The organism is Microcoleus sp. AT3-D2, from assembly GCF_036705715.1.
Taxonomy (GTDB): Bacteria; Cyanobacteriota; Cyanobacteriia; order Cyanobacteriales; family Microcoleaceae; genus Microcoleus.
This window is the reverse complement of record NZ_JAUBVE010000005.1, coordinates 140,792-158,968: the sequence shown is the minus strand read 5'-3', so window position 1 is coordinate 158,968 and position 18,177 is coordinate 140,792. Positions and strand designations below refer to the sequence as shown.

The following is an 18,177-nucleotide window of genomic DNA, read 5'->3' as shown; positions in this document are numbered from 1 at the left end:
TTGATTGCTGGTATTTATAATTATGAACTTTCTTTGAAGATAAATTAGCGCTCGCCTGAGACTTTCGCAAGAGGTCTTTTGTATCGCGAGTTATGTACGAAGAATTTTGCTCAAACGAGATCCTAATCCTGAGAACAGTGGGCGGGCTTTACACTTTCTTTACAAAAAAGGGGCAAAATAGTTAAGTGCGATCGTACAATTTTTATGCTTGCACTTGTGGATTTTGCAGCGAAGCGAGGCTACACTGGACAGCAGGGAAAATAAACTAAAATCCACTAGCTAAATTGCTCTTGTTCAATGGCAGGCTGCAACCAGGAAAGAAAGATGAAACATACCATTCAAACCGCTACAAGTCTGAGTTTGTCAGCACTCCTGGTGCTATTGAGTTCGCTGCCCAGTATAGCTCAGTTGCCTGCCGTCAGAAATCCTGCGCCCGCTAGGAACCCAAACCAACCGAGAGTACCGCCTCCGCCACCTCCGGGCTCGAGTTTGCCGCCGAGCGGCAATTCTGGTTCGCTGACACAAGAAGCAGCTTATACTTTAGGGTCGGGCGATCGCATTGCTTTAGAGATCTTCGGCGTCCCTGAATTCAGCAGAGAATATCAAGTGTTAGTTGACGGGACGCTCAATTTGCCAATCATTGGTAGCGTCTCAATTCAAGGGTTGACGCTGGAACAAGCCGCTAACGTAATTACCAGGCGATACGAACCCTTCATCAATGTTCCCGTTGTTACCGTGACTCTGGTCGTCGCTCGCCCCCTAAATATAGGTCTTGCCGGTGAAGTTACTCGCCCGGGTTCCTACAAGATTAATCCCACTAGAGAAGGAGGAGGAGTAAAATTCCCGACTTTGATGGAAATGCTGCAACTTGCACAAGGGGTGACATCAGCAGGAGATATGCGAAATGTTCAAATTCGTCGTTCCCGCAGAGGCGGGCCGGAGCAGGTTACTACTGTTGATTTGCAGAATTTTTTAGACACGGGAAATTTGCGTCAAGATGTCACGATCCGAGATGGAGATACAATTTTTGTACCGACAGCAAGCTCCCTGAATACTCAAGAAGTCCGTCAAAGAGCCAGTGCTAATTTTTCCGCTGATATTACTAAACCAATTGGCGTGGTAATTGTCGGAGAAGTAAACCGGCCGGGGCCTTATACTGTATTTGCTTCGGATGTACGATCGAGCAACCAACAAACAGAGTTGAGTTTTGTATCAATCGACCAACAGCAAGGAGCAGTTGTGGGCTTACCAACAATAACTAGAGCACTGAAAATTGCTGGTGGTATCACTACAGAAGCCGACATTCGCCGCGTGCAAATCCGTCGCCGAGTCAGAGGTGGCAACGAACAAACTATCATGGTAAATCTGTGGGATTTGCTGCAAAAAGGCGACGCAACTCAAGATATTTTGCTGCAAGAAGGAGATAGCGTAATTATCCCGACAGCAGCTACTGTAGACTTAGCGGAAGTTTCTCAAGTCGCAAATAGTAGTTTTTCTCCGAACGCGATTAGCATCAATATTGTAGGAGAAGTAATTAGGCCTGGCGCTTTGCAGGTGCGGCCTAGTACCTCCCTGCACCAAGCTTTGCTAACCGCAGGCAGTTTCAATCAATTGCGGGCTAAAAAAGATAAGGTAGAACTATTGCGATTGAACCCCAATGGTACTGTTTCTCGGCGCACGATCGAGGTGGATTTTGCTCAAGCGTTGAATCCTGACAATAACCCCACTCTCCGCAACGACGATGTGATTCTGGTAGCGCGATCGGGCTATGCTAGGGTGGGAGACAATATCAACAGTTTTTTGCAGCCAATAACAGGAGTTGCAACGGGGATCAGCGCTGTTAGCGGGGTTTTTACTGGGTTTCAAGCAACTATCAACGCTTTTCAAAACTTATTTTTGGGAGGCGATTTCGAGCGGCGAAATCAGCTCAGACAGCTTCGCGAACAACGTCAAGACAGACAAGAGCAACGTGAAGACAGACTCCTAGAAAGAGAGATACAACGTGAAGAAAGACAGCGGCAAGCTGAAGACAGATTGCTGCAACTTGAAGACAGACGCTTGCAACTCGAAGACAGGCAGCGGCAAATAGATCTTGAGAATCGGCAACTCGAGATCCAACAGCAGCAACTTCAGCTCCAAAATCAGCAGCAGCAAATGCAGCCACAGCAAATTCAGCCAACTACTCCTTGATCAGACTCGGGGGTTGAAAGTTAGCCACCCTCTTTATGAATCGGCGGTTGAAACCGCTGGATAGAGTCAAACGAAGTCCGAGCAAAGAGGGACTAAGAAATAAAGGGGGTATTAAAACCGGATTTGCTATTACATGGCACATCCCAAATCTACCGCAAACTTCCTAGGCGTTGCTGATTTATGGTATGAAATGCTAAATCGGCCCGTCAGAGAAACCAGTAGCGACAAAGCTTGGGGATTTTCAACTTATTTTTTTCATACCCTGATTAAGCAACGCCACTTTGAGATTGCTTCACTGAGTTCGCTGGGCGACAGAAATACGTTACTTTTGCGTAAGTCCTCTAATCCTAACAATTCGAGTATTGAAAGGTATAAGTTGCTACATCAACAAAGGTAAAGGTTCGATTGACATTGTTCTCCTTTGTCCATGTCCCAAACTACATCAATCATGAGAAATTTTTTGTATTCTGGAAAATTAATCAACCTTTTGCCTGCAACAAATGCGACTGCAAAACCTGATTTAATTTGCCACTGCGAAACCCTTCCAAATCCAAAGTCGCGTACACAAAACCAAACTCCTGAAACACCGCGACTAATGCAGGCAAATCCGTATTTACCACAAACTCCTGAATCTCCTCTGCAGGTAACTCAATGCGGGCCGTATCTCCATCCGATCGCACTCGCAAATTTTTCAGTCCCAACTGTCGCAAATATCGTTCGGCGCGCCCCACTCTTTGCAACTTTCCAACGGTGATTTCTTCGCCGTAAGGAAAGCGCGAACTCAAACAAGGTTGAGCCGGTTTGTCCCACCAAGGCAAACCCAATTCTTTTGCCAATTGCCGCACTTCAAATTTAGTCATGCCTACTTCTGCTAAAGGCGATCGCGCGCCGCGTTCCTTCGCAGCCTGAATTCCGGGACGATAATCCTTTAAATCATCAGCATTCACCCCATCCACCACATAAGGATAACCCTTTGCTACTGCTAGGGGTTTCAAAGTATCGTGCAGTTCGCTTTTGCAGAAATAGCAGCGATTAACCGGGTTAGAAGTATAATTTGGATTGGCCATTTCCTGAGTTTCTACTTCCTGGTGGGCAATGCCAATTTCTGCTACTTGAATGCGCGCATCTTCTAAATCTTCTGGCAGTAAAGACGGCGAAACTGCCGTCACTGCCAAAGCGCGATCGCCCAACACGTCAAAAGCGATTTTTGCCACCAAAGTGCTGTCAATTCCGCCGGAGTAGGCAATCAAAGCCCGTTCCATCTGCGCGAAGATAGCTTTTAATTGTTCGAGTTTTTCGACTAACATGATTTCAACTTTTATTACTGCTATTCTGGATCGATACCGAGGGCTGCCAATCGAGCCAAAAGTTCTTGATTTCGCTGTCTTTCGTGTTCCAGCAGCGTCTCGGCTAACTCTTTGTCTTGCTGTTGGCGAGCGGCTCGCTGGCGCTCATTTTCTGCCCGCTGGCGTTCATTTTCTGCTCTTTCTTCCGGCCACAAAAGCAGTTCTCCACCCTCCGTCCACCAGCGCAGCAAATATCCTGTTCTACCTTCGCGAGTTCCCTGCCACACTCCCAAAAATAGATTTAATCCAGGTATTAAATAACGGCCGTTTTCATCAGGCTTTTGATTGTCATAACGCTCTGATTCAAGCGCATAAACTTCTATTCTGCCTGTATGCGGTCGAAAAATGACATAGCGAGGAACTTTGATTACTTGTTCGTAAAAAAGCCACTTGCCGATTTCTTCGGTGTGTTCGACAGAGTATTCATCGCCGTAAGTAGCTGATAGAAATTCCATCACTACAAAAGGCACTGTTCCTTCGGTATGAGGCGTGTAACTGCGGCGGGGATAGTTGTGATGCCAAGGTTGCACTGGCTGCACGTACATCCAGTCTGGGGCTTTGCAAATAGTGCGATCGTCCACAGCAGCGCACAAAGCAAAATTAGAAACTATCAGTGCGTCTTGCATTAGTTCCGGGGAATCCACTACAGACTGGCGCACACCGTTAGCTAGCAAGGGATGGTCTATATCGTCTACAGGGTCGTCTGGTAGGATAAATTCATTGGGAAGCAGGCGCCAGGTAATTTTTAGCTGTGATATCGGTTTGTGAATTATAGCAGTCATAAGTCACCTCCTTTTACCAATAAAAATTTTAGTTTTAGTCGAGATTTCTGAGTGATCGCCTCCTTTATATTTTAGCTTAATAATTTGATATACTCACACTTTTGAAAGTAGCGAAGGCGCGTTTTAAAATTCCCTACGGGAAAATATGGCGATCGCAATTGACAACAGCAGCACCACATACAGCAAACCGTAGCCAGCATCTGTAATCAAACCTGCCAAGTAAGGAACTTGTCCGTAAACAGCATCATTTCTCAAATTGAATCTGGCTAAATCCGGCAAAACCAGATAAAGTCCCATCATCAATTGTTCAAGACCAGGATTTTTAGTTAACTTGCCCAAAGCCACTAAATCCCGCGTCGAATGTCCCATCAAATAAACGCCAAATGTCAGTAAAGTTGCCAACAGCGAACTGCTGAACACCCCAAATAAAATCCCGACACCAGCCATGAGACACAGCTCAAACCAGATAAACAGCGAAGCGATTAAAATGCTTCCCAAAGGGAAAGGAATGCGGCTCAAACTCAGAATAGCCAGATAGATAACAGTCATTGCTGCTACAAGCACGGCCAGCACCGCCGACAGCCCTAAGTGCTTGCCCACAATTAACTCAGCCCGACTTATCGGCTTGGCAACTAACAGATAAACAGTCCGCTTTTCAATTTCTTTGTTGACCAGTCCGGTAGCCACAAAGACTGTGGCAATTAGACCGAGGAGGCTCATAGCAGCCAAACCGACATCTAAGATAATTTTCTTTTCGGTTGTCGCCGCCAATTCCGGTATCAACCGTACCGAGGCGCCCATCAACAGAGCAAAAATAATAATTAAGTAAAGGATGCGATCGCGAATTACTTCCCAAAATACATTGGTCGCGACTGTGAAGATTCTTCTCAAATTCATTTAGTTATTAACCCGCTGGAAACTTTCGCCACACTTTAGTCTAAGGAAGAAGGAAGAAGGAAGAAAAAGGATTTTTTCCATCTCAGACTCTCAGACTCTCCCACTCTCCCGCTATACCGATCGCAATTAGTTAACACAGACAGAATCAAACTTGACTGTCCCCCGCCGTTCCATCTTTTTTCTGTCCGGGTTGAGAGCGTTTGATGGCATCGCAGGTTACGGTCGCCCTATTGGCTATCTCGAACACCTCGCAAGATTTGGTAAACGAATATATTTCCGGTCTAAAAACCACTCCCAGCCAAGTTGCCTGCATCTCTAACTGATAGCGGGACTCTCCTTGGACGATCGAAGTTTTGACATCCCACCTCGCATCTTCTGCGACTACCCCAGTTGTTCCTAAGGCTTCATTCCGCAGAAAAAATCGCTCGTTGTCAATATCTATTAACATTTGCTCTACCTGCGCCCACGGTTTTGTGCGGGCTTCATTTCGCAGGTATCGCTCCATTTCATTGAGGATGACAACTCCTCGGGAGCGATTAATAGTTGGCTGTTGAAATGTCACCACATAATCGCTTTGCCTTAAATCCTGAGATAAAACGCTCGGATACTGTTCTATCCAACCTTGAATTAAAAAGTGAAATCCAAACCAACAGGAAAACAACACGTGAACTAGGGTAATCATCAAAAACTGAGGGCGCACCAACGACCTGATACCTTCCCGTTTTGACTCGCTCTTCCAAATCTGTATGATAGCAAGAACTACTACTGCTATAAGTGGGCCGGATATCCATGCTATTTCCTTCCTATCCGACGGCAATCTTATCAGTAACCACAAGCCAATTAAGATGCTTGTCACCCACGGGCTCAGACTTACTCCTTTAATCACAAAAGGTTTCTGGCTGGTCAGCAAACCCATTGAAAGTGTAAACAATAACCAGCTCATGTCAAAAAGCAGAGTTCTTGTCCGCCAGTCAGTGACGGCAGCCACCGACAGCAAAGCTAAAAAGATGCTGAGCAGTAAAGGCGTCTTCCAGTGGACAACTCTAGGCGGAATCATCGCCTTTTGGATTTTTTTATTGGTTTCCCAAAGGTTGTTGGTCAGCTTAGTGAGTTGCTGAGTGGCATCAAAAAATTGCTTCATCATAAATTTCAATACACGCTTTGCAAAAACAACACGGTTAAAATAACAACATTGCTAACAGTGTGGGCGATTAAAATTCCCCCAAACTGGGTAGTTACTTGAAAACTTTTTTGGGGAGGACGGCGAGTGAGGGTTGGTGGTCCTAAAAACTGAGGTTTGGAAGCTTTTTTATTGCCGGAAACCATGTTTTCTATGAATTCTAATCCCTGCCATTTAGCTAGAAAAGTTACTGCTAATACTGAGAGGGCTATCATAGTTATTGGAGGGTAAACATTATCCCCACGTCCTAATAAAATATAACCGATAAGCTGTTCCCGCAATTCTTTGCTAAGAACGCTTTCAATGCCGAAGAAAACTAACCAGCCTACGCAAGTGCAAGAGAGATTGAGGATGGCTGTATATTCAATGCTGGTTTTGGGACCGAGTTTAAGTAGTTTTTGCAAAAACCACGATTCGATCGCGATCGCCAAAAACATAATTAAAATTTGCACCAAAATAGTCCGAAATGGGAAAACACTCGCAATCATAAGCCTTTAGGTATATCAGTCCGTGTTAAATTTTAATTGTACAGCACAAACGGAATAATCTTAACCGGAGGTTTGAGCACCTGATTCCGTTAAATCGCTGCTTAAAAGATTGGGGGTTAGAAGTTATCGTATAATCTGTTGAGATCCGCCAACAGAATGGAAAAATTAAACATTCAAGGCGCGCGATCGAATACCCACCCCGATACAGACTCAAACAACTGCTGATTATGGTAAGGAATGGCATTGGTATTCGGACAGCCTCATCCCGGTCGGAACGCGCCGCGGGTCAGATTCACGTCTACGACGGCGCTGGTAAAGGCAAGTCTCAGGCAGCTTTGGGGGTAGTGTTGCGGTCGATCGGGCTGGGTATCAATTCTGACTCGCCCACGCGAGTTTTGTTGCTGCGCTTTCTCAAAGGCCCCGGCCGCTCCTACGACGAAGATGGGGCAATAGAAGCCTTGCAGCGGGCATTTCCGCACTTGATCGACCAAGTGCGTACCGGCAGAGCCGAATATTTTGGGGCCGAAGCAATCACCCGCTTCGATCGCGCCGAAGCTCAGCGAGGCTGGGATATCGCCAAAGGAGCGATCGCCAGCGAGCTCTATTCCGTCGTGGTACTAGACGAACTAAACCCCGTATTGGACTTGGGTTTGCTGCCAGTTGACGAAGTAGTCCAAACCCTCAAAAACAAACCAGAATATTTAGAAGTCATTGCCACAGGCCGAGCGGCCCCCGAAGCTTTGCTGGAGATTGCCGACTTACACTCAGAAATGAAGCCCCACTATCACCCCGCAGCGGCAGAGCATCATATTTCCGGTATTGAAATATACACGGGAGCGGGGAAAGGCAAGTCTACGAGCGCTTTGGGCAAAGCTTTGCAGGCAATAGGTAGGGGTATCAGTCAAGACCAATCTCACCGGGTGTTAATCGTGCAATGGCTCAAAGGTGGCACCGGTTATACAGAAGATGCGGCGATCGCAGCTTTGCGGCAAAGCTACCCGCAGCTAGTAGACCACCAGCGGTGCGGCCGAGATGCTATAGTTTGGCGGGGGCAACAGCAAGAGTTAGACTGCATCGAAGCAGAACGCGGCTGGGAAATCGCCAAATGTGCGATCGCCAGCGGCTGGTACAAAACGATTATTCTCGACGAACTCAATCCCACAGTAGACTTAGAGCTGCTGCCAGTAGAGCCGATCGTCGAAGCCCTGCTACGCAAGCCGCGGGATACAGAAATTATTATCACCGGGCGCTGCCACAAACCCCACGCTTACTTTGACTTGGCAAGCGTACACTCCGAGGTATACTGTCACAAACACTACGGCGATCGGGGCGTAGAACTAAAGCGGGGCGTAGACTTTTAAAGCCCGGAGCGGTACCAAGTTCAATCCGGGCCAGAATTATTAAATGACGGCCCTGCCTGGAAAACCGGAAATTGCCACAAAGCCTTGTTACCAAGTAACAAATCTCCCAATTTCCCTTGTCTTCGGGATCACCCAGATCTGCCTTTTTTAATCTTTAATTTCCTCCCCCGGACGCGATCCCCGACCGCCAATCCAGAATGGAACATTAAGAATATGAGCCGCGTCTTATAGAGCGTGAGCACCTGAGACAGTGCACCAGGATTATTAAAGGGTGAAGACTTTGAAAATAAAAGCTTACAAGCAAAAAATCCGCGAGGGAGAAAGTCTAGACAGGGTTAACGCCAGTAGGCTAGACTTGCGGCTGGCAAACAGGTTAAACTACAGCGGAATCCAAACATTCGGTGTTCTAGGCAGTGTCTGTAGTCGCACCAGCGATGACCAACAAGTAGAGGAGTGAAGCTTTATGACAACGTTAGATGACAATCCTAATCAACTAGATTTAAACCTTCCGGGACTAGGGCCGGATACAGTATTCGCCGGAGAGGGGGCGGATTTCATTAGAACTTCCACCCTGGGCGGCAGCTTAATATTTGGCCAAGGCGATAACGATACTCTGATTTCAGTTGGCCCGAACGATACCATATACGGCGGCGACGACGAAGATTCAATCAGATCTCAGCGCACTCCGGCTTTGCTGTTTGGCGACGCAGGCTCAGACACCATAGTCGCTGAAGCCCGCGCTACCCTGGCCGGCGGCGAGGGAGAAGACATCCTCCAAGGTACTGTCGAAGCTAACCTGATGTTTGGTAATCAGGGCGAAGATACGATGCTGGGAGGGGCGCAGAGAGCAGACTCCCTCTACGGCGGTAAGGACAATGACAAGATCGGCTTCTTCATCGCAGACGGTGGCAACAACCTGTCTTTAGACGGTGGTTTGGGTATTGGCTTCAGTGGCAATGAAGGCAGCAACTTCTTGCGGGGTGATTTGGGCGACGACTTAGTTGTAGGTATCAATGTAAGAGACAGTCTTTATGGCGGTAGAGGCAACGACACGCTACGAGGTGTGGCCAGCAACAGCTACCTGTCGGGCGATCTTGACGACGACATCTTAGTCATTACCAACAGTACCCAAAGCAGCCCATTTGCTACCGCCGTCATCACGATCGGAATTGAGAGAACCACCTTGATTGGTGGTGGCGGCAACGATACTCTCATAGGCGGGATCGGCGAGTTTGGCGGCGGCCGAAACTTCTTTGACGGCGGCGACGGTAACGACACGATCAACGTTTTTGCCTTTTCTGATACCGCGTTGGGAGGTGAAGGCGATGATTTCATCGTGTCGGCGTCGGTGCCGAATGTACTGTCGAGCGTAGGCGCCTCCAGTTCATTTCCAGGCTTCGCGGGTCGCAACTTGCTCGACGGCGGAGTAGGCAATGACACGATCGTTGCAGCTTTTGTGACGGATACAATGATCGGCGGTGAAGGCAACGACAGCCTGAGCGGTACCTTTACTAATGCAGCCGGTGGAGATGGCAACGATACTATCGATGCTACCAAGGCCTTTTTTGCTGGTACTGGTACGGCTTTGATTACTCTCGAAGGCGGACTCGGCGGCGATCTGTTAATTGGCTACACCAATCCTACTACTGGCAGCAGCTTCACCGTCACCAACCTCATGAACGGTGGCGAGGGAAGTGACACCATCATCTTTGGCAGCGCGCGCGATCGCGTGATTGGCAACGTTGCGGGTAACGACTTCATCTCCTACGCTAGCGGCGTCACCTTTAGCGGCACAGTCGTTAACTTGATTAGCGATACCTTAGGCAGCAACTTCATTATTGGTGGCAACGGCACTGATGTGATCACTACTGGTAACGGGGATGACATCCTGTTCGGCGACTCATTCAATGCTACCGACTCCCTCGGAGGAGCCGGGGGCGATACCTTAAATTCCGGCGCTGGAAACGACACGATGCTGGGCGGCTTTGGGAACGACAATTTATTCGGCGGCGACGGTAACGACTCTCTCGGCGGCGGCCCTGGTGCTGACACCCTGATTGGCGGATTGGGTAATGACAGCTTCTACTACAACAACTTCGGCGAGGGCGCCGTGGGTACTAACGTAGACCAAATCGGCGATTTTACGATCGGCCAAGACAAGTTTATCTTCCAAATCAATGGCTCCAACGGCTTCCCCAACTTGAGGGTAGTGCCAAATACCAATCGACTTTCTTCGCAGGCGTTCTTGGCGCTTGAGAGTGGGGAGTACAACAGCAGTTTTGGTCCAGCCGGGGCGGGTGCGTCAGAGCCGTTCGTCTTTTATGAAAATTCAACTGGACGACTAGGATATGACTCTAACGGTGTTGGTACTGCTGACGGAGTAGTTACGCTGGCAATTCTGAATGGCAGACCGGGCATTACGGCTGCTGACATTACCCTAATTTAATTTGGGTAAAAGAGGGTGGGGTCGATTGTGAAACATCGCCCTACCAACTCTCAAAACTAATTGTGCTATGTTTCGAGCTGGGGAGATCCATCCCTGGCTTTTTTATTGGCATGAGCATGGGACAATGTTAGATTTTAGATTGATATCAATTCCGGTAGCATCCCAATAGTAAAATCCAGTCAACAGTCAATCGATTTTAGATTTTAGATTTTAGATTTTAGATTTTAGATTGTCATCAGTCAACAATCAACAGTCAACTATCACGGATGGTGCAACCGGAATTGATCTAATTCATCTGCGTTAATCTGTGTTTATCTGCCCTCATCTGCGATGAAAAAAAGAGAATGTATTAACTGCAGATGACAAGGGATTGACGCGGATTCAGGCCGATGAAGAGAATAGAGATAGGAATAATTCCGATGCTAATAGATTTGATATGATTGGTAATTTTAATCGAAAATCGCCAATCAAATGAGGCATGGGGCGGGTTCACAGGTGAATTTTGCCACGCGCCAATAATCTTTAGAACTGACGCATCAGAACCAAAGAAACCGGGTTTTTTACTCCTAGTTAAAAGCCGGGATGCAGTATTTCGGTAAAAATCCGGTTTCGGCCTCCAGGACTAATCTTGATAAATCCCCCCCAGCCAAGTCACAAAGTGAGGTGAAAATAATGAAAACAATTAAAGACCTAGATATTGTTGCTTTAACAGAAGATTTAGAAGTAACCCATTTTGAAACAAAACAAATCATTAAATTATATAAAGGACAAGTAGGAACAGTTGTGATGAAATTTGATGGCAGTGCTTTTGAGGTAGAATTTTCTCATCAAGATGGCACAACTTATGCAATGGAAACAATTCTCGCCACAAAATTAATGCTTTTGCATTATGAATTACTAGAATCTGTAGGGGCAGTTAGCCGATGAATTTTGCCAGCAATAATCTTTATAATCTACAAAAAGTATCTCTAAAAAAATCCCGCAAACATATCGTTTGCGGGATTTAGTAGGCAGGAAACTTGTAGCGAAGACAGTTACTAAGCTCGGTCTACAATCTCTTTGGCTTTATCTTTGAGGTCTTCTTTCAGGTGAATTGCTGATGCTTGGTCTTGCTTGGCTTGACCTTCTAATTTATCTTTCTGATTGCCTGTAACTTCGCTAACAGCTTCTTGGATTTTGCCTTCAATATTCTTCGCTGTGGCTTCGACTCTATTTTCAATGCTCATATTTTTTTATTCTAACTCTACAACTATTAATATATGATTTTAAAGTTGAGTCTGTATCTCTCTTAAGATAGATTTGTTATTACCTTTATTTCTAAGTTAAAGGTTCGATCGCAACTTCGACAAGTTTATTTTTCGAGGAAAGACCTGATTTAATGCCGATCGCAGATTTCGGCACTTTAAACTTTTTGGCCAACAGCATGATTAATTCTTGATTGGCTTTACCCTCGACTGGCGGCGACTTGAGATGTATTGTGAGGCTGCCGTCGGGTTGTTCTGCGATGCTTTGCTGTTTGGAATTCGGTTTAACTTTGACTGTGAAAATTTTCATGTGACTAATGACTAATGACTAATAACTAATGACTAATGACTAATAACTAATGACTATCTAAATGTTCGATCTTCGTTCCCAAAACTTTCAGAAATTCAGCCAGCCAGTTAGGATGAGCCGGCCACGCGGGGGCTGTAATTAAGTTGCCATCGACTACGGCTTCGGTAACGGGAACTTCTGTATATTTGCCGCCGGCCCGGAGTACGTCGGGGCTGCAAGCGGGGTATGCGGTGCAGCGTTTGCCTTCGAGTACGCCGGCTGCTGTTAGAACCTGTAAGCCGTGACAAATAGATGCGATCGGCTTTTTGCTGTTGGCAAAGTAGCGGGTAATTTGCAGCACTTGTTCGTTGAGGCGGATGTATTCTGGGGCGCGTCCTCCGGGGATAACCAAAGCGTCGTAGTCTGCCGGGTTGATTTCGTCAAAAGTCGCGTTTAAAGTGAAGTTGTGACCGGGTTTTTCGCTGTAGGTTTGATCGCCTTCAAAATCGTGAATAGCGGTGCGAATTGTTTGGCCTGCAGCTTTGTTCGGGCAGATGGCGTGGACGGTGTGACCTACCATTTGCAGTGCTTGGAAAGGTACCATTACTTCGTAGTCTTCTACAAAGTCGCCGACTAACATTAAGATTTTTTTGGCTGTCATGTTTCTAACTCCTGTTATTTTGATTGTGTTAAATAGGATAAAAAAAAATGCGGGGCAGTGAAAAAGCTGGCCCCGCAAGCTATTCTGGAATCTAGAAACCGTTGCGTCCCCAAATGACCATTGAAATTGAGAAGGAGAACAGAACTAGCACCGAAACCCAACCGAGTGACAAAATATCCATAGCTATTTATTGAACAAACTGTACAAAGTGACTCCAAACCTTTTGACATCCACCCCGACCTGAAGGTACGAGGATTCCCAAACCTCACGATTTGAATTTCTGCTTCTTCGCCACTGCCTCCACCCTAAAAGAGATTTGGTCTTATGTTCGCTCCACAGACTAACCCCGCAAGCCCTGCGGTTTTTACGTATCAAATACCAAACGGAATTCTTCGTAGTTTTGATTCTAGGGATGTTTACCATTGCCCTATCCTCTTTTCCCGGTCTACCGATTTTGCTTCGCCGCCAGCACAAGGCTGAACTTCGCTCGTATAGGCTGTTTGATCCATCGTCTCGGGTGGGTCGTTGACCAATTATATTGTAATATAAAGCCGTCCTAAAAGGACGAGGTTTCTACCCAGTTTTCTGATGATAAGTCAATTTGAGCCATTTTAAGAATGAGGGCGCCGTGAACGACTCGTCAAATTTTAGTGCCGCTGAACGGGTAGAATCTTTGAAGGCAGGGAGTGTTGCTGCTTTGTCTTGTTTGCTGGGTTTTGGGGCGCTCGCCCTTGGTAATAGCTTAATTCTAGCGGATAGGCTGGATTCTCTGGCGAGTTTGCAGGTAAGGGAAATTGACCTAAATTTTGCCGCCCGAGGGACGATCGCACTTTTGGGCGGTTTTTTGTTCGGCGTGACTTACCGCTATGCGATTCGCCGAGATGTTAACCCGCAGCTTAAATCTGGTGCGGTGTTGGCTTTTGGGTTGGTGCGGGCTTTTGGACAACTGGATGCTGGATTGTTTTTTGAACCCGGGAAGATGCCCGCCCTACAGGAGTTATTGCCGTTTGCTGTTCGCGGTGCCGAGAGTGTAGTATTGTTTGCGATCGCGGGTTTGGTTTTGGATTGGGCGATCGGGCGATCGTGGATTAAGCCTTTCGATTCTTGAGTCGGGGCGGGTTTTGTACAAAAATCTGCAAAGGGCGGAAGTTTTGTATTGTTCGTTTAAACCGCCCCTACAGGTTTTTGTGTTTTTTGAGGTTTGGGTATTTAACTGAAAGTTAATACCTCAAATTCTGGATTGCCGTAAAGCATTTGCCTGTCTACCGCCGACAAAACTTTATTGTTAGCAGCCTCAGAAACTAAACACTGGCAAACTAGCTGCGCTACATCCGCCCGGTGAATAGTTCCAGCAACTAGACAATCTTCTGTTAAAATACCGTTGCCTGTTGCAGGTTCCGATTTGAGTCCGCCCGGACGAATCACGGTATAAATCATCCCGCTTTCTATCAAATGATTTTCGGCTTTTTCCTTTTCAATTAAGACCGGGCCCAAAGTTTCCAAAACCTGCGGTTGCAAAGCAGCGGCACTGTTACCGCTGCCGATGGATGAAACTAAAATAAATTTTTGCACGCCTGCTTTGACAGCCGCATCAATCAAGTTTTTGTTGCCCAAATAATCGGATCTTTCTCCATCTTTTGGCAAGCCGCCAATTGTGGTGATTACGGCATGAATTGGATCGCCGCCAGCCATCGCAGCTTCCATAGCGGCAGCATCCAAAGCATCGCCAGTCACGACTTTGATGCCCATTGCTTCTAATTCGGTGCTGGTTGCGGGCGATCGCAAAAGTGCAGTTACTTGCATCTTTTGTTCTACCAACAACTTCGCGATTTCTAGGCCTACGCCTCGGCTAGCACCCGCTAAAAAAATGTGGGATTTCTCGGTCATATTAATTGTGTTTTAAGTTGTGCAGAAATTGGTTGTTTTGACTGTGGAACAGTATACAACAATCCTCTGTAAATTTTTTAATTAGTTTTTTTTTACCGCAGAGGGCGCAGAGGGCGCAGAGGAAGAGAGGGGAATGATTGGCAATTACCGATTGCCTATTTCCCATTTACGTTAGAGTTTTTTGCCCACTATTACTACCCAAGATTGAGCTTCGCGCGGTAAGCCAGGGGGGCGATAGTAGTGATTGACAATTGCAAATCCCGCTTGTTCTAAACACGGCGCTAAAGTATGATATTCCCATCCGGCAGTATAGCGTTTTCCCGTTGGTCTATCGTCGTATCCCTCCCAATTTCCCCGGCACATTGACATGACAATTGCACCGTTAACAACTAAGGCTTTGTGCAAATTTTGCAGCACTTTCACCATCTCGTCGCTGGGAACGTGAATCAGGGAAGCATTGGCAAAAATACCGTCAAATTCTCCATTTGGCAAGTCGAGATTCAGAAAAGATTGCTGCCAAACTTCGCATCCGGATAACTCTTTTGCTATTTCTACAAAAGCCGGAGTTGCATCTAAGCCTACAACTGTGTGTCCTTGGCTCTTGAAGGCTACTAAATCTCGTCCCGGCCCGCATCCTATATCGAGAATTTTACCGGGATTGCGGGGCATAGCAGCCGTCAGTGCGGATCGATTTTGGGATACGTCGTGATGCCAAGTTCCTTCTCGGAAAGATTCGGCAGTTAGCTGGTATTCTGCGATCGTAATTTCTTCGCGTTTGTCCACAATTTCCCCCTCTTGTATTATTTTAGATTTTAGATTTTAGATTTTAGATTGAAGAATGTCAACCTTAGAATAAGGGTTTCTGGCTACAAACTAAGAACTTAAGGCTTACGCATTTGCTACCTCAGAAACCAGGTTTCTCTTCCCCATTCGTAAGCGTGAAGTAGAGATATTGGGTAGGGACACGGCACTGCCGTGTCCTACTCTATTTAATCCGATTGAAAACTGCTATAAGAGTTACACAACCAGGGTTTTTTGTTCGGATTTGGTAACTGCTGAATCAACTTCTAAGAGAGAATCTTCGGGGGATTCGATCGCAAATCCCGCATCTCGAATCATGTCCCAATCTTGATTGGCGCTTTGTCCGGGAGTTGTCAGATAATCGCCAACAAAGATAGAATTAGCGGGGTAAAGTCCGAGAGGTTGCAGCGATCGCAAATGCACCTCCCGTCCCCCAGCAATCCGAATTTCTTGACTGGGAAGCAAAAATCGGAACAAACAGAGAATTCGCAAACATTGGCGGGGAGTTAACCTGTTCACATCTGCAAATGGTGTGCCGGGAATCGGAATGAAAAAGTTGACCGGCACGCTAGTAACGCCCAACTTGCGAAGCGAAAGCGCTAAATCGATCGCATCATCATCCGATTCGCCCATCCCCAAAATTCCGCCGGAACAAGTTGTGATACCCGCTGCTTTTACGTGTTCGACGGTTTCAACCCGATCGCCAAAAGTGTGAGTTGTGCAAATGTCCGTATGATATGATTCGGAAGTATTAAGATTGTGATTTACGCGATCGACTCCAGCTTTTGCCAAACGATGAGTTTGTTCCTCGCTCAACAATCCCAAACAAGCACAAATTTTCAGGTTATAATTTGCCTTCACAGTCTCGACAGCATCCAAAACGCGATCGAAAGTAGATGCGCTAGGTTGGCGGCCCGAAATCACCAAACAAAACGTACCTGCTTTTAAGTCTGCTGCACGTTGGGCGGCATCCAGAATTTTCTCCTTAGCTAAAAGCGGATATTTTTCAATTTCCGCAGTCGAAATTTTTGACTGAGAACAATAATGGCAATCTTCAGGACAAAGACCACTTTGAGCATTTAACAAATAGTGCAGCCTGACTCGGTTTCCCCAGTAGTGGCGGCGCACCCGATAAGCTGCGTTTAGTTGTTCCAGCAAAACCTCATCCGGTGCGCGCAATACGGCTAAAGATTGCTCGCGAGAGATACATTTTCCCGCCAGCGCGTCGTCAGCCAAATCGTTCCAATTGGGTAAATTCATTACTAAAATTAAAGGGTTTACAGAGTATCCAAAACCTGACGAATCACCAGATAAATCGATTCTAGTTCATCAGGCGAAATGCAGTAGGGAGGCATCAAGTAAAGCGTATTTCCCAAGGGGCGGAGCAAAAACCCCGCTTCGAGAAATTTAGCTTTCAATACAGGAGCAATGTCATTAAAATAACCGGAAACGCTTTCCGTTTTCACATCCATTGCTGCGATGGTGCCGCAAGTCCGAATCCGTTCGAGTTTAGGGTGATTTCTCAGCCATTGATTCAGATATTGGCGGTGCAATTTTTCCATCCCTTGATACACATTTGGGTTTTGCTCCAAAAGCTCCAAGGATGCTACACTCACCGCACAAGCTAAGGGATTTCCGGTGTAAGAATGACTGTGAAAAAAAGCTTTGTCCGATTCATCTCGCCAGAAAGCTTGATAAATATCCTCCGATGCCATTGTGACAGCAATTGGCAAACAGCCGCCAGACAATCCTTTAGACAAACACAGGATATCTGGCTTTGTTGCAGATTTAACAGAGGCAAACAGTTCGCCCGTGCGACCAAAACCAGTCATTACTTCATCGTAAATCAACAATACATTAAACTGGCGGGCAAGTTGTGCGATCGCCTGCAAAAACTCAGGGCGGCACATTCGCATTCCCCCAGCAGCTTGCACCAAAGGTTCGATAAAAATTCCCGCATAGCCGCCATGCTTTAACAAAAACTCCAATTTATCCAAACTCGCCGCCTCTTTGCTTTCCACCTCCTCATCGCCGTCAAAAGTCTCGGGAAAAGGAACAACATCCCCAGCAAACATTAAAGGTGCAAAAGATTCCCACCACAGCGAACTTCTGCCAACAGACATCGCGCCCACAGTATCGCCATGATAACCTCCCTCAAAACTAATAAAGCTAGTGCGGTTAGTTTCTCCGAGATTGCGCCAATATTGAAATGCCATTTTCAGAGCCACTTCAACAGCAGTTGAGCCGTTATCAGAAAAGAAAATTCGCGTTAAAGAAGCAGGCGTATGAGTTAGCAATTTACTCGCAAGTTTCTCGGCAGGTTCGTGAGTAAATCCGGCAAAGATTACGTGTTCTAACTTTTGGGCTTGTTCATAAAGAGCCTCAGCCAGAACCGGATGGCTGTGCCCGTGAACAGTCACCCACCAACTAGAAATGCAGTCGAGAATTTGTCGCCCGTCTGCTAATTCCAGCACCGATCCTTTGCCACGAATTACCTTCAGTGGCGGGGCAGCCGTTTTCATTTGTGTGAAGGGCTGCCAAATCGGTGAACTAGCAGAATTCTGTTCCTTATTCGTCGTCATTTTTACCCATACAACTAATATCA

Annotated in this window: 18 protein-coding genes; 5 read left to right on the top strand and 13 right to left on the bottom strand. The window is 46.6% G+C overall.

What is annotated here, in order from left to right:
* Positions 1 to 324: 324 nt before the first annotated feature.
* Positions 325 to 2,190, top strand: a complete 1,866-nt coding sequence (locus tag QUB44_RS04185; RefSeq protein WP_333363490.1) for a polysaccharide biosynthesis/export family protein — start codon at positions 325 to 327, stop codon at positions 2,188 to 2,190.
* Between the two features lie 479 nt (positions 2,191 to 2,669).
* Here QUB44_RS04185 and larE read toward each other — a convergent pair whose 3' ends face one another.
* From larE to fraC, 5 genes are all read right to left on the bottom strand, one after another.
* Positions 2,670 to 3,497 carry an ATP-dependent sacrificial sulfur transferase LarE gene (gene larE, locus QUB44_RS04180; protein ID WP_333363487.1) on the bottom strand — a complete coding sequence of 276 codons (828 nt, stop codon included), beginning with the start codon at positions 3,495 to 3,497 and terminating at the stop codon, positions 2,670 to 2,672.
* A gap of 20 nt (positions 3,498 to 3,517) precedes the next feature.
* Positions 3,518 to 4,318, bottom strand: a complete 801-nt coding sequence (locus tag QUB44_RS04175; protein WP_333363484.1) for a Uma2 family endonuclease — start codon at positions 4,316 to 4,318, stop codon at positions 3,518 to 3,520.
* A 123-nt stretch (positions 4,319 to 4,441) separates the two neighbouring features.
* On the bottom strand, positions 4,442 to 5,215 hold the full coding sequence (locus QUB44_RS04170) for an ABC transporter permease (RefSeq protein WP_333363480.1): 774 nt from the start codon (positions 5,213 to 5,215) through the stop codon (positions 4,442 to 4,444).
* A gap of 145 nt (positions 5,216 to 5,360) precedes the next feature.
* Entirely contained in the window at positions 5,361 to 6,359 is a 999-nt protein-coding gene (locus tag QUB44_RS04165; protein ID WP_333363417.1) for a DUF5357 family protein, read from the bottom strand.
* A gap of 5 nt (positions 6,360 to 6,364) precedes the next feature.
* Entirely contained in the window at positions 6,365 to 6,883 is a 519-nt protein-coding gene (fraC, locus tag QUB44_RS04160) for a filament integrity protein FraC (RefSeq protein WP_333363414.1), read from the bottom strand.
* Positions 6,884 to 7,110: 227 nt separating this feature from the next.
* On the opposite strand from fraC, the gene QUB44_RS04155 reads away from it, so the two are divergent.
* The 3 genes from QUB44_RS04155 (at position 7,111) to QUB44_RS04145 (ending at position 11,617) form a co-directional block, all read left to right on the top strand.
* A complete protein-coding gene (locus tag QUB44_RS04155; protein WP_333039380.1) occupies positions 7,111 to 8,244 on the top strand; it encodes a cob(I)yrinic acid a,c-diamide adenosyltransferase in 1,134 nt (377 codons plus the stop codon).
* A gap of 463 nt (positions 8,245 to 8,707) precedes the next feature.
* Positions 8,708 to 10,690, top strand: coding sequence for a calcium-binding protein (locus tag QUB44_RS04150; protein WP_333363411.1), 1,983 nt, complete (start codon positions 8,708 to 8,710; stop codon positions 10,688 to 10,690).
* A 672-nt stretch (positions 10,691 to 11,362) separates the two neighbouring features.
* Positions 11,363 to 11,617: a DUF4926 domain-containing protein gene (locus QUB44_RS04145; protein WP_333363408.1), complete on the top strand. Its 255-nt coding sequence runs from the start codon at positions 11,363 to 11,365 to the stop codon at positions 11,615 to 11,617.
* 110 nt (positions 11,618 to 11,727) lie between these two features.
* Here the strand turns inward: QUB44_RS04145 and QUB44_RS04140 are convergent, their stop codons facing one another.
* The 4 genes from QUB44_RS04140 to petN form a co-directional block, all read right to left on the bottom strand.
* The gene (locus QUB44_RS04140; protein ID WP_333048102.1) at positions 11,728 to 11,916 is read right to left on the bottom strand and encodes a CsbD family protein; all 189 of its coding nucleotides are present in this window, start codon (positions 11,914 to 11,916) and stop codon (positions 11,728 to 11,730) included.
* A gap of 91 nt (positions 11,917 to 12,007) precedes the next feature.
* Positions 12,008 to 12,244: a DUF167 domain-containing protein gene (locus QUB44_RS04135; RefSeq protein ID WP_333363405.1), complete on the bottom strand. Its 237-nt coding sequence runs from the start codon at positions 12,242 to 12,244 to the stop codon at positions 12,008 to 12,010.
* Between the two features lie 46 nt (positions 12,245 to 12,290).
* Entirely contained in the window at positions 12,291 to 12,884 is a 594-nt protein-coding gene (locus tag QUB44_RS04130) for a DJ-1/PfpI family protein (protein ID WP_333363402.1), read from the bottom strand.
* Between the two features lie 91 nt (positions 12,885 to 12,975).
* Positions 12,976 to 13,065: a cytochrome b6-f complex subunit PetN gene (petN, locus tag QUB44_RS04125; protein ID WP_071883976.1), complete on the bottom strand. Its 90-nt coding sequence runs from the start codon at positions 13,063 to 13,065 to the stop codon at positions 12,976 to 12,978.
* Between the two features lie 447 nt (positions 13,066 to 13,512).
* Here petN and QUB44_RS04120 point away from each other — a divergent pair, with 447 nt between their 5' ends.
* Positions 13,513 to 13,992, top strand: a complete 480-nt coding sequence (locus QUB44_RS04120) for a hypothetical protein (protein ID WP_333363399.1) — start codon at positions 13,513 to 13,515, stop codon at positions 13,990 to 13,992.
* Between the two features lie 101 nt (positions 13,993 to 14,093).
* On the opposite strand, the gene QUB44_RS04115 is transcribed toward QUB44_RS04120, so the two are convergent.
* The 4 genes from QUB44_RS04115 to bioA all read right to left on the bottom strand — a co-directional run bounded on the left by QUB44_RS04115 (position 14,094) and on the right by bioA (position 18,154).
* The gene (locus tag QUB44_RS04115) at positions 14,094 to 14,771 is read right to left on the bottom strand and encodes an SDR family oxidoreductase (RefSeq protein WP_333363396.1); all 678 of its coding nucleotides are present in this window, start codon (positions 14,769 to 14,771) and stop codon (positions 14,094 to 14,096) included.
* 171 nt (positions 14,772 to 14,942) lie between these two features.
* The gene (locus QUB44_RS04110) at positions 14,943 to 15,554 is read right to left on the bottom strand and encodes a class I SAM-dependent methyltransferase (RefSeq protein WP_333363394.1); all 612 of its coding nucleotides are present in this window, start codon (positions 15,552 to 15,554) and stop codon (positions 14,943 to 14,945) included.
* Between the two features lie 234 nt (positions 15,555 to 15,788).
* Positions 15,789 to 16,832, bottom strand: coding sequence for a biotin synthase BioB (gene bioB / locus QUB44_RS04105; protein WP_333363391.1), 1,044 nt, complete (start codon positions 16,830 to 16,832; stop codon positions 15,789 to 15,791).
* A gap of 17 nt (positions 16,833 to 16,849) precedes the next feature.
* Positions 16,850 to 18,154 carry an adenosylmethionine--8-amino-7-oxononanoate transaminase gene (gene bioA / locus QUB44_RS04100; RefSeq protein WP_333363388.1) on the bottom strand — a complete coding sequence of 435 codons (1,305 nt, stop codon included), beginning with the start codon at positions 18,152 to 18,154 and terminating at the stop codon, positions 16,850 to 16,852.
* Positions 18,155 to 18,177 lie beyond the last annotated feature (23 nt).

Coding starts and splice junctions, on each gene's coding strand:
- QUB44_RS04185 (WP_333363490.1), top strand. CDS start 325: ATGAAACATACCATTCAAACCGCTACAAGTCTGAGTTTGTCAGCACTC.
- larE (WP_333363487.1), bottom strand. CDS start 3,497: ATGTTAGTCGAAAAACTCGAACAATTAAAAGCTATCTTCGCGCAGATG.
- QUB44_RS04175 (WP_333363484.1), bottom strand. CDS start 4,318: ATGACTGCTATAATTCACAAACCGATATCACAGCTAAAAATTACCTGG.
- QUB44_RS04170 (WP_333363480.1), bottom strand. CDS start 5,215: ATGAATTTGAGAAGAATCTTCACAGTCGCGACCAATGTATTTTGGGAA.
- QUB44_RS04165 (WP_333363417.1), bottom strand. CDS start 6,359: ATGATGAAGCAATTTTTTGATGCCACTCAGCAACTCACTAAGCTGACC.
- fraC (WP_333363414.1), bottom strand. CDS start 6,883: ATGATTGCGAGTGTTTTCCCATTTCGGACTATTTTGGTGCAAATTTTA.
- QUB44_RS04155 (WP_333039380.1), top strand. CDS start 7,111: ATGGTAAGGAATGGCATTGGTATTCGGACAGCCTCATCCCGGTCGGAA.
- QUB44_RS04150 (WP_333363411.1), top strand. CDS start 8,708: ATGACAACGTTAGATGACAATCCTAATCAACTAGATTTAAACCTTCCG.
- QUB44_RS04145 (WP_333363408.1), top strand. CDS start 11,363: ATGAAAACAATTAAAGACCTAGATATTGTTGCTTTAACAGAAGATTTA.
- QUB44_RS04140 (WP_333048102.1), bottom strand. CDS start 11,916: ATGAGCATTGAAAATAGAGTCGAAGCCACAGCGAAGAATATTGAAGGC.
- QUB44_RS04135 (WP_333363405.1), bottom strand. CDS start 12,244: ATGAAAATTTTCACAGTCAAAGTTAAACCGAATTCCAAACAGCAAAGC.
- QUB44_RS04130 (WP_333363402.1), bottom strand. CDS start 12,884: ATGACAGCCAAAAAAATCTTAATGTTAGTCGGCGACTTTGTAGAAGAC.
- petN (WP_071883976.1), bottom strand. CDS start 13,065: ATGGATATTTTGTCACTCGGTTGGGTTTCGGTGCTAGTTCTGTTCTCC.
- QUB44_RS04115 (WP_333363396.1), bottom strand. CDS start 14,771: ATGACCGAGAAATCCCACATTTTTTTAGCGGGTGCTAGCCGAGGCGTA.
- bioB (WP_333363391.1), bottom strand. CDS start 16,832: ATGAATTTACCCAATTGGAACGATTTGGCTGACGACGCGCTGGCGGGA.
- bioA (WP_333363388.1), bottom strand. CDS start 18,154: ATGACGACGAATAAGGAACAGAATTCTGCTAGTTCACCGATTTGGCAG.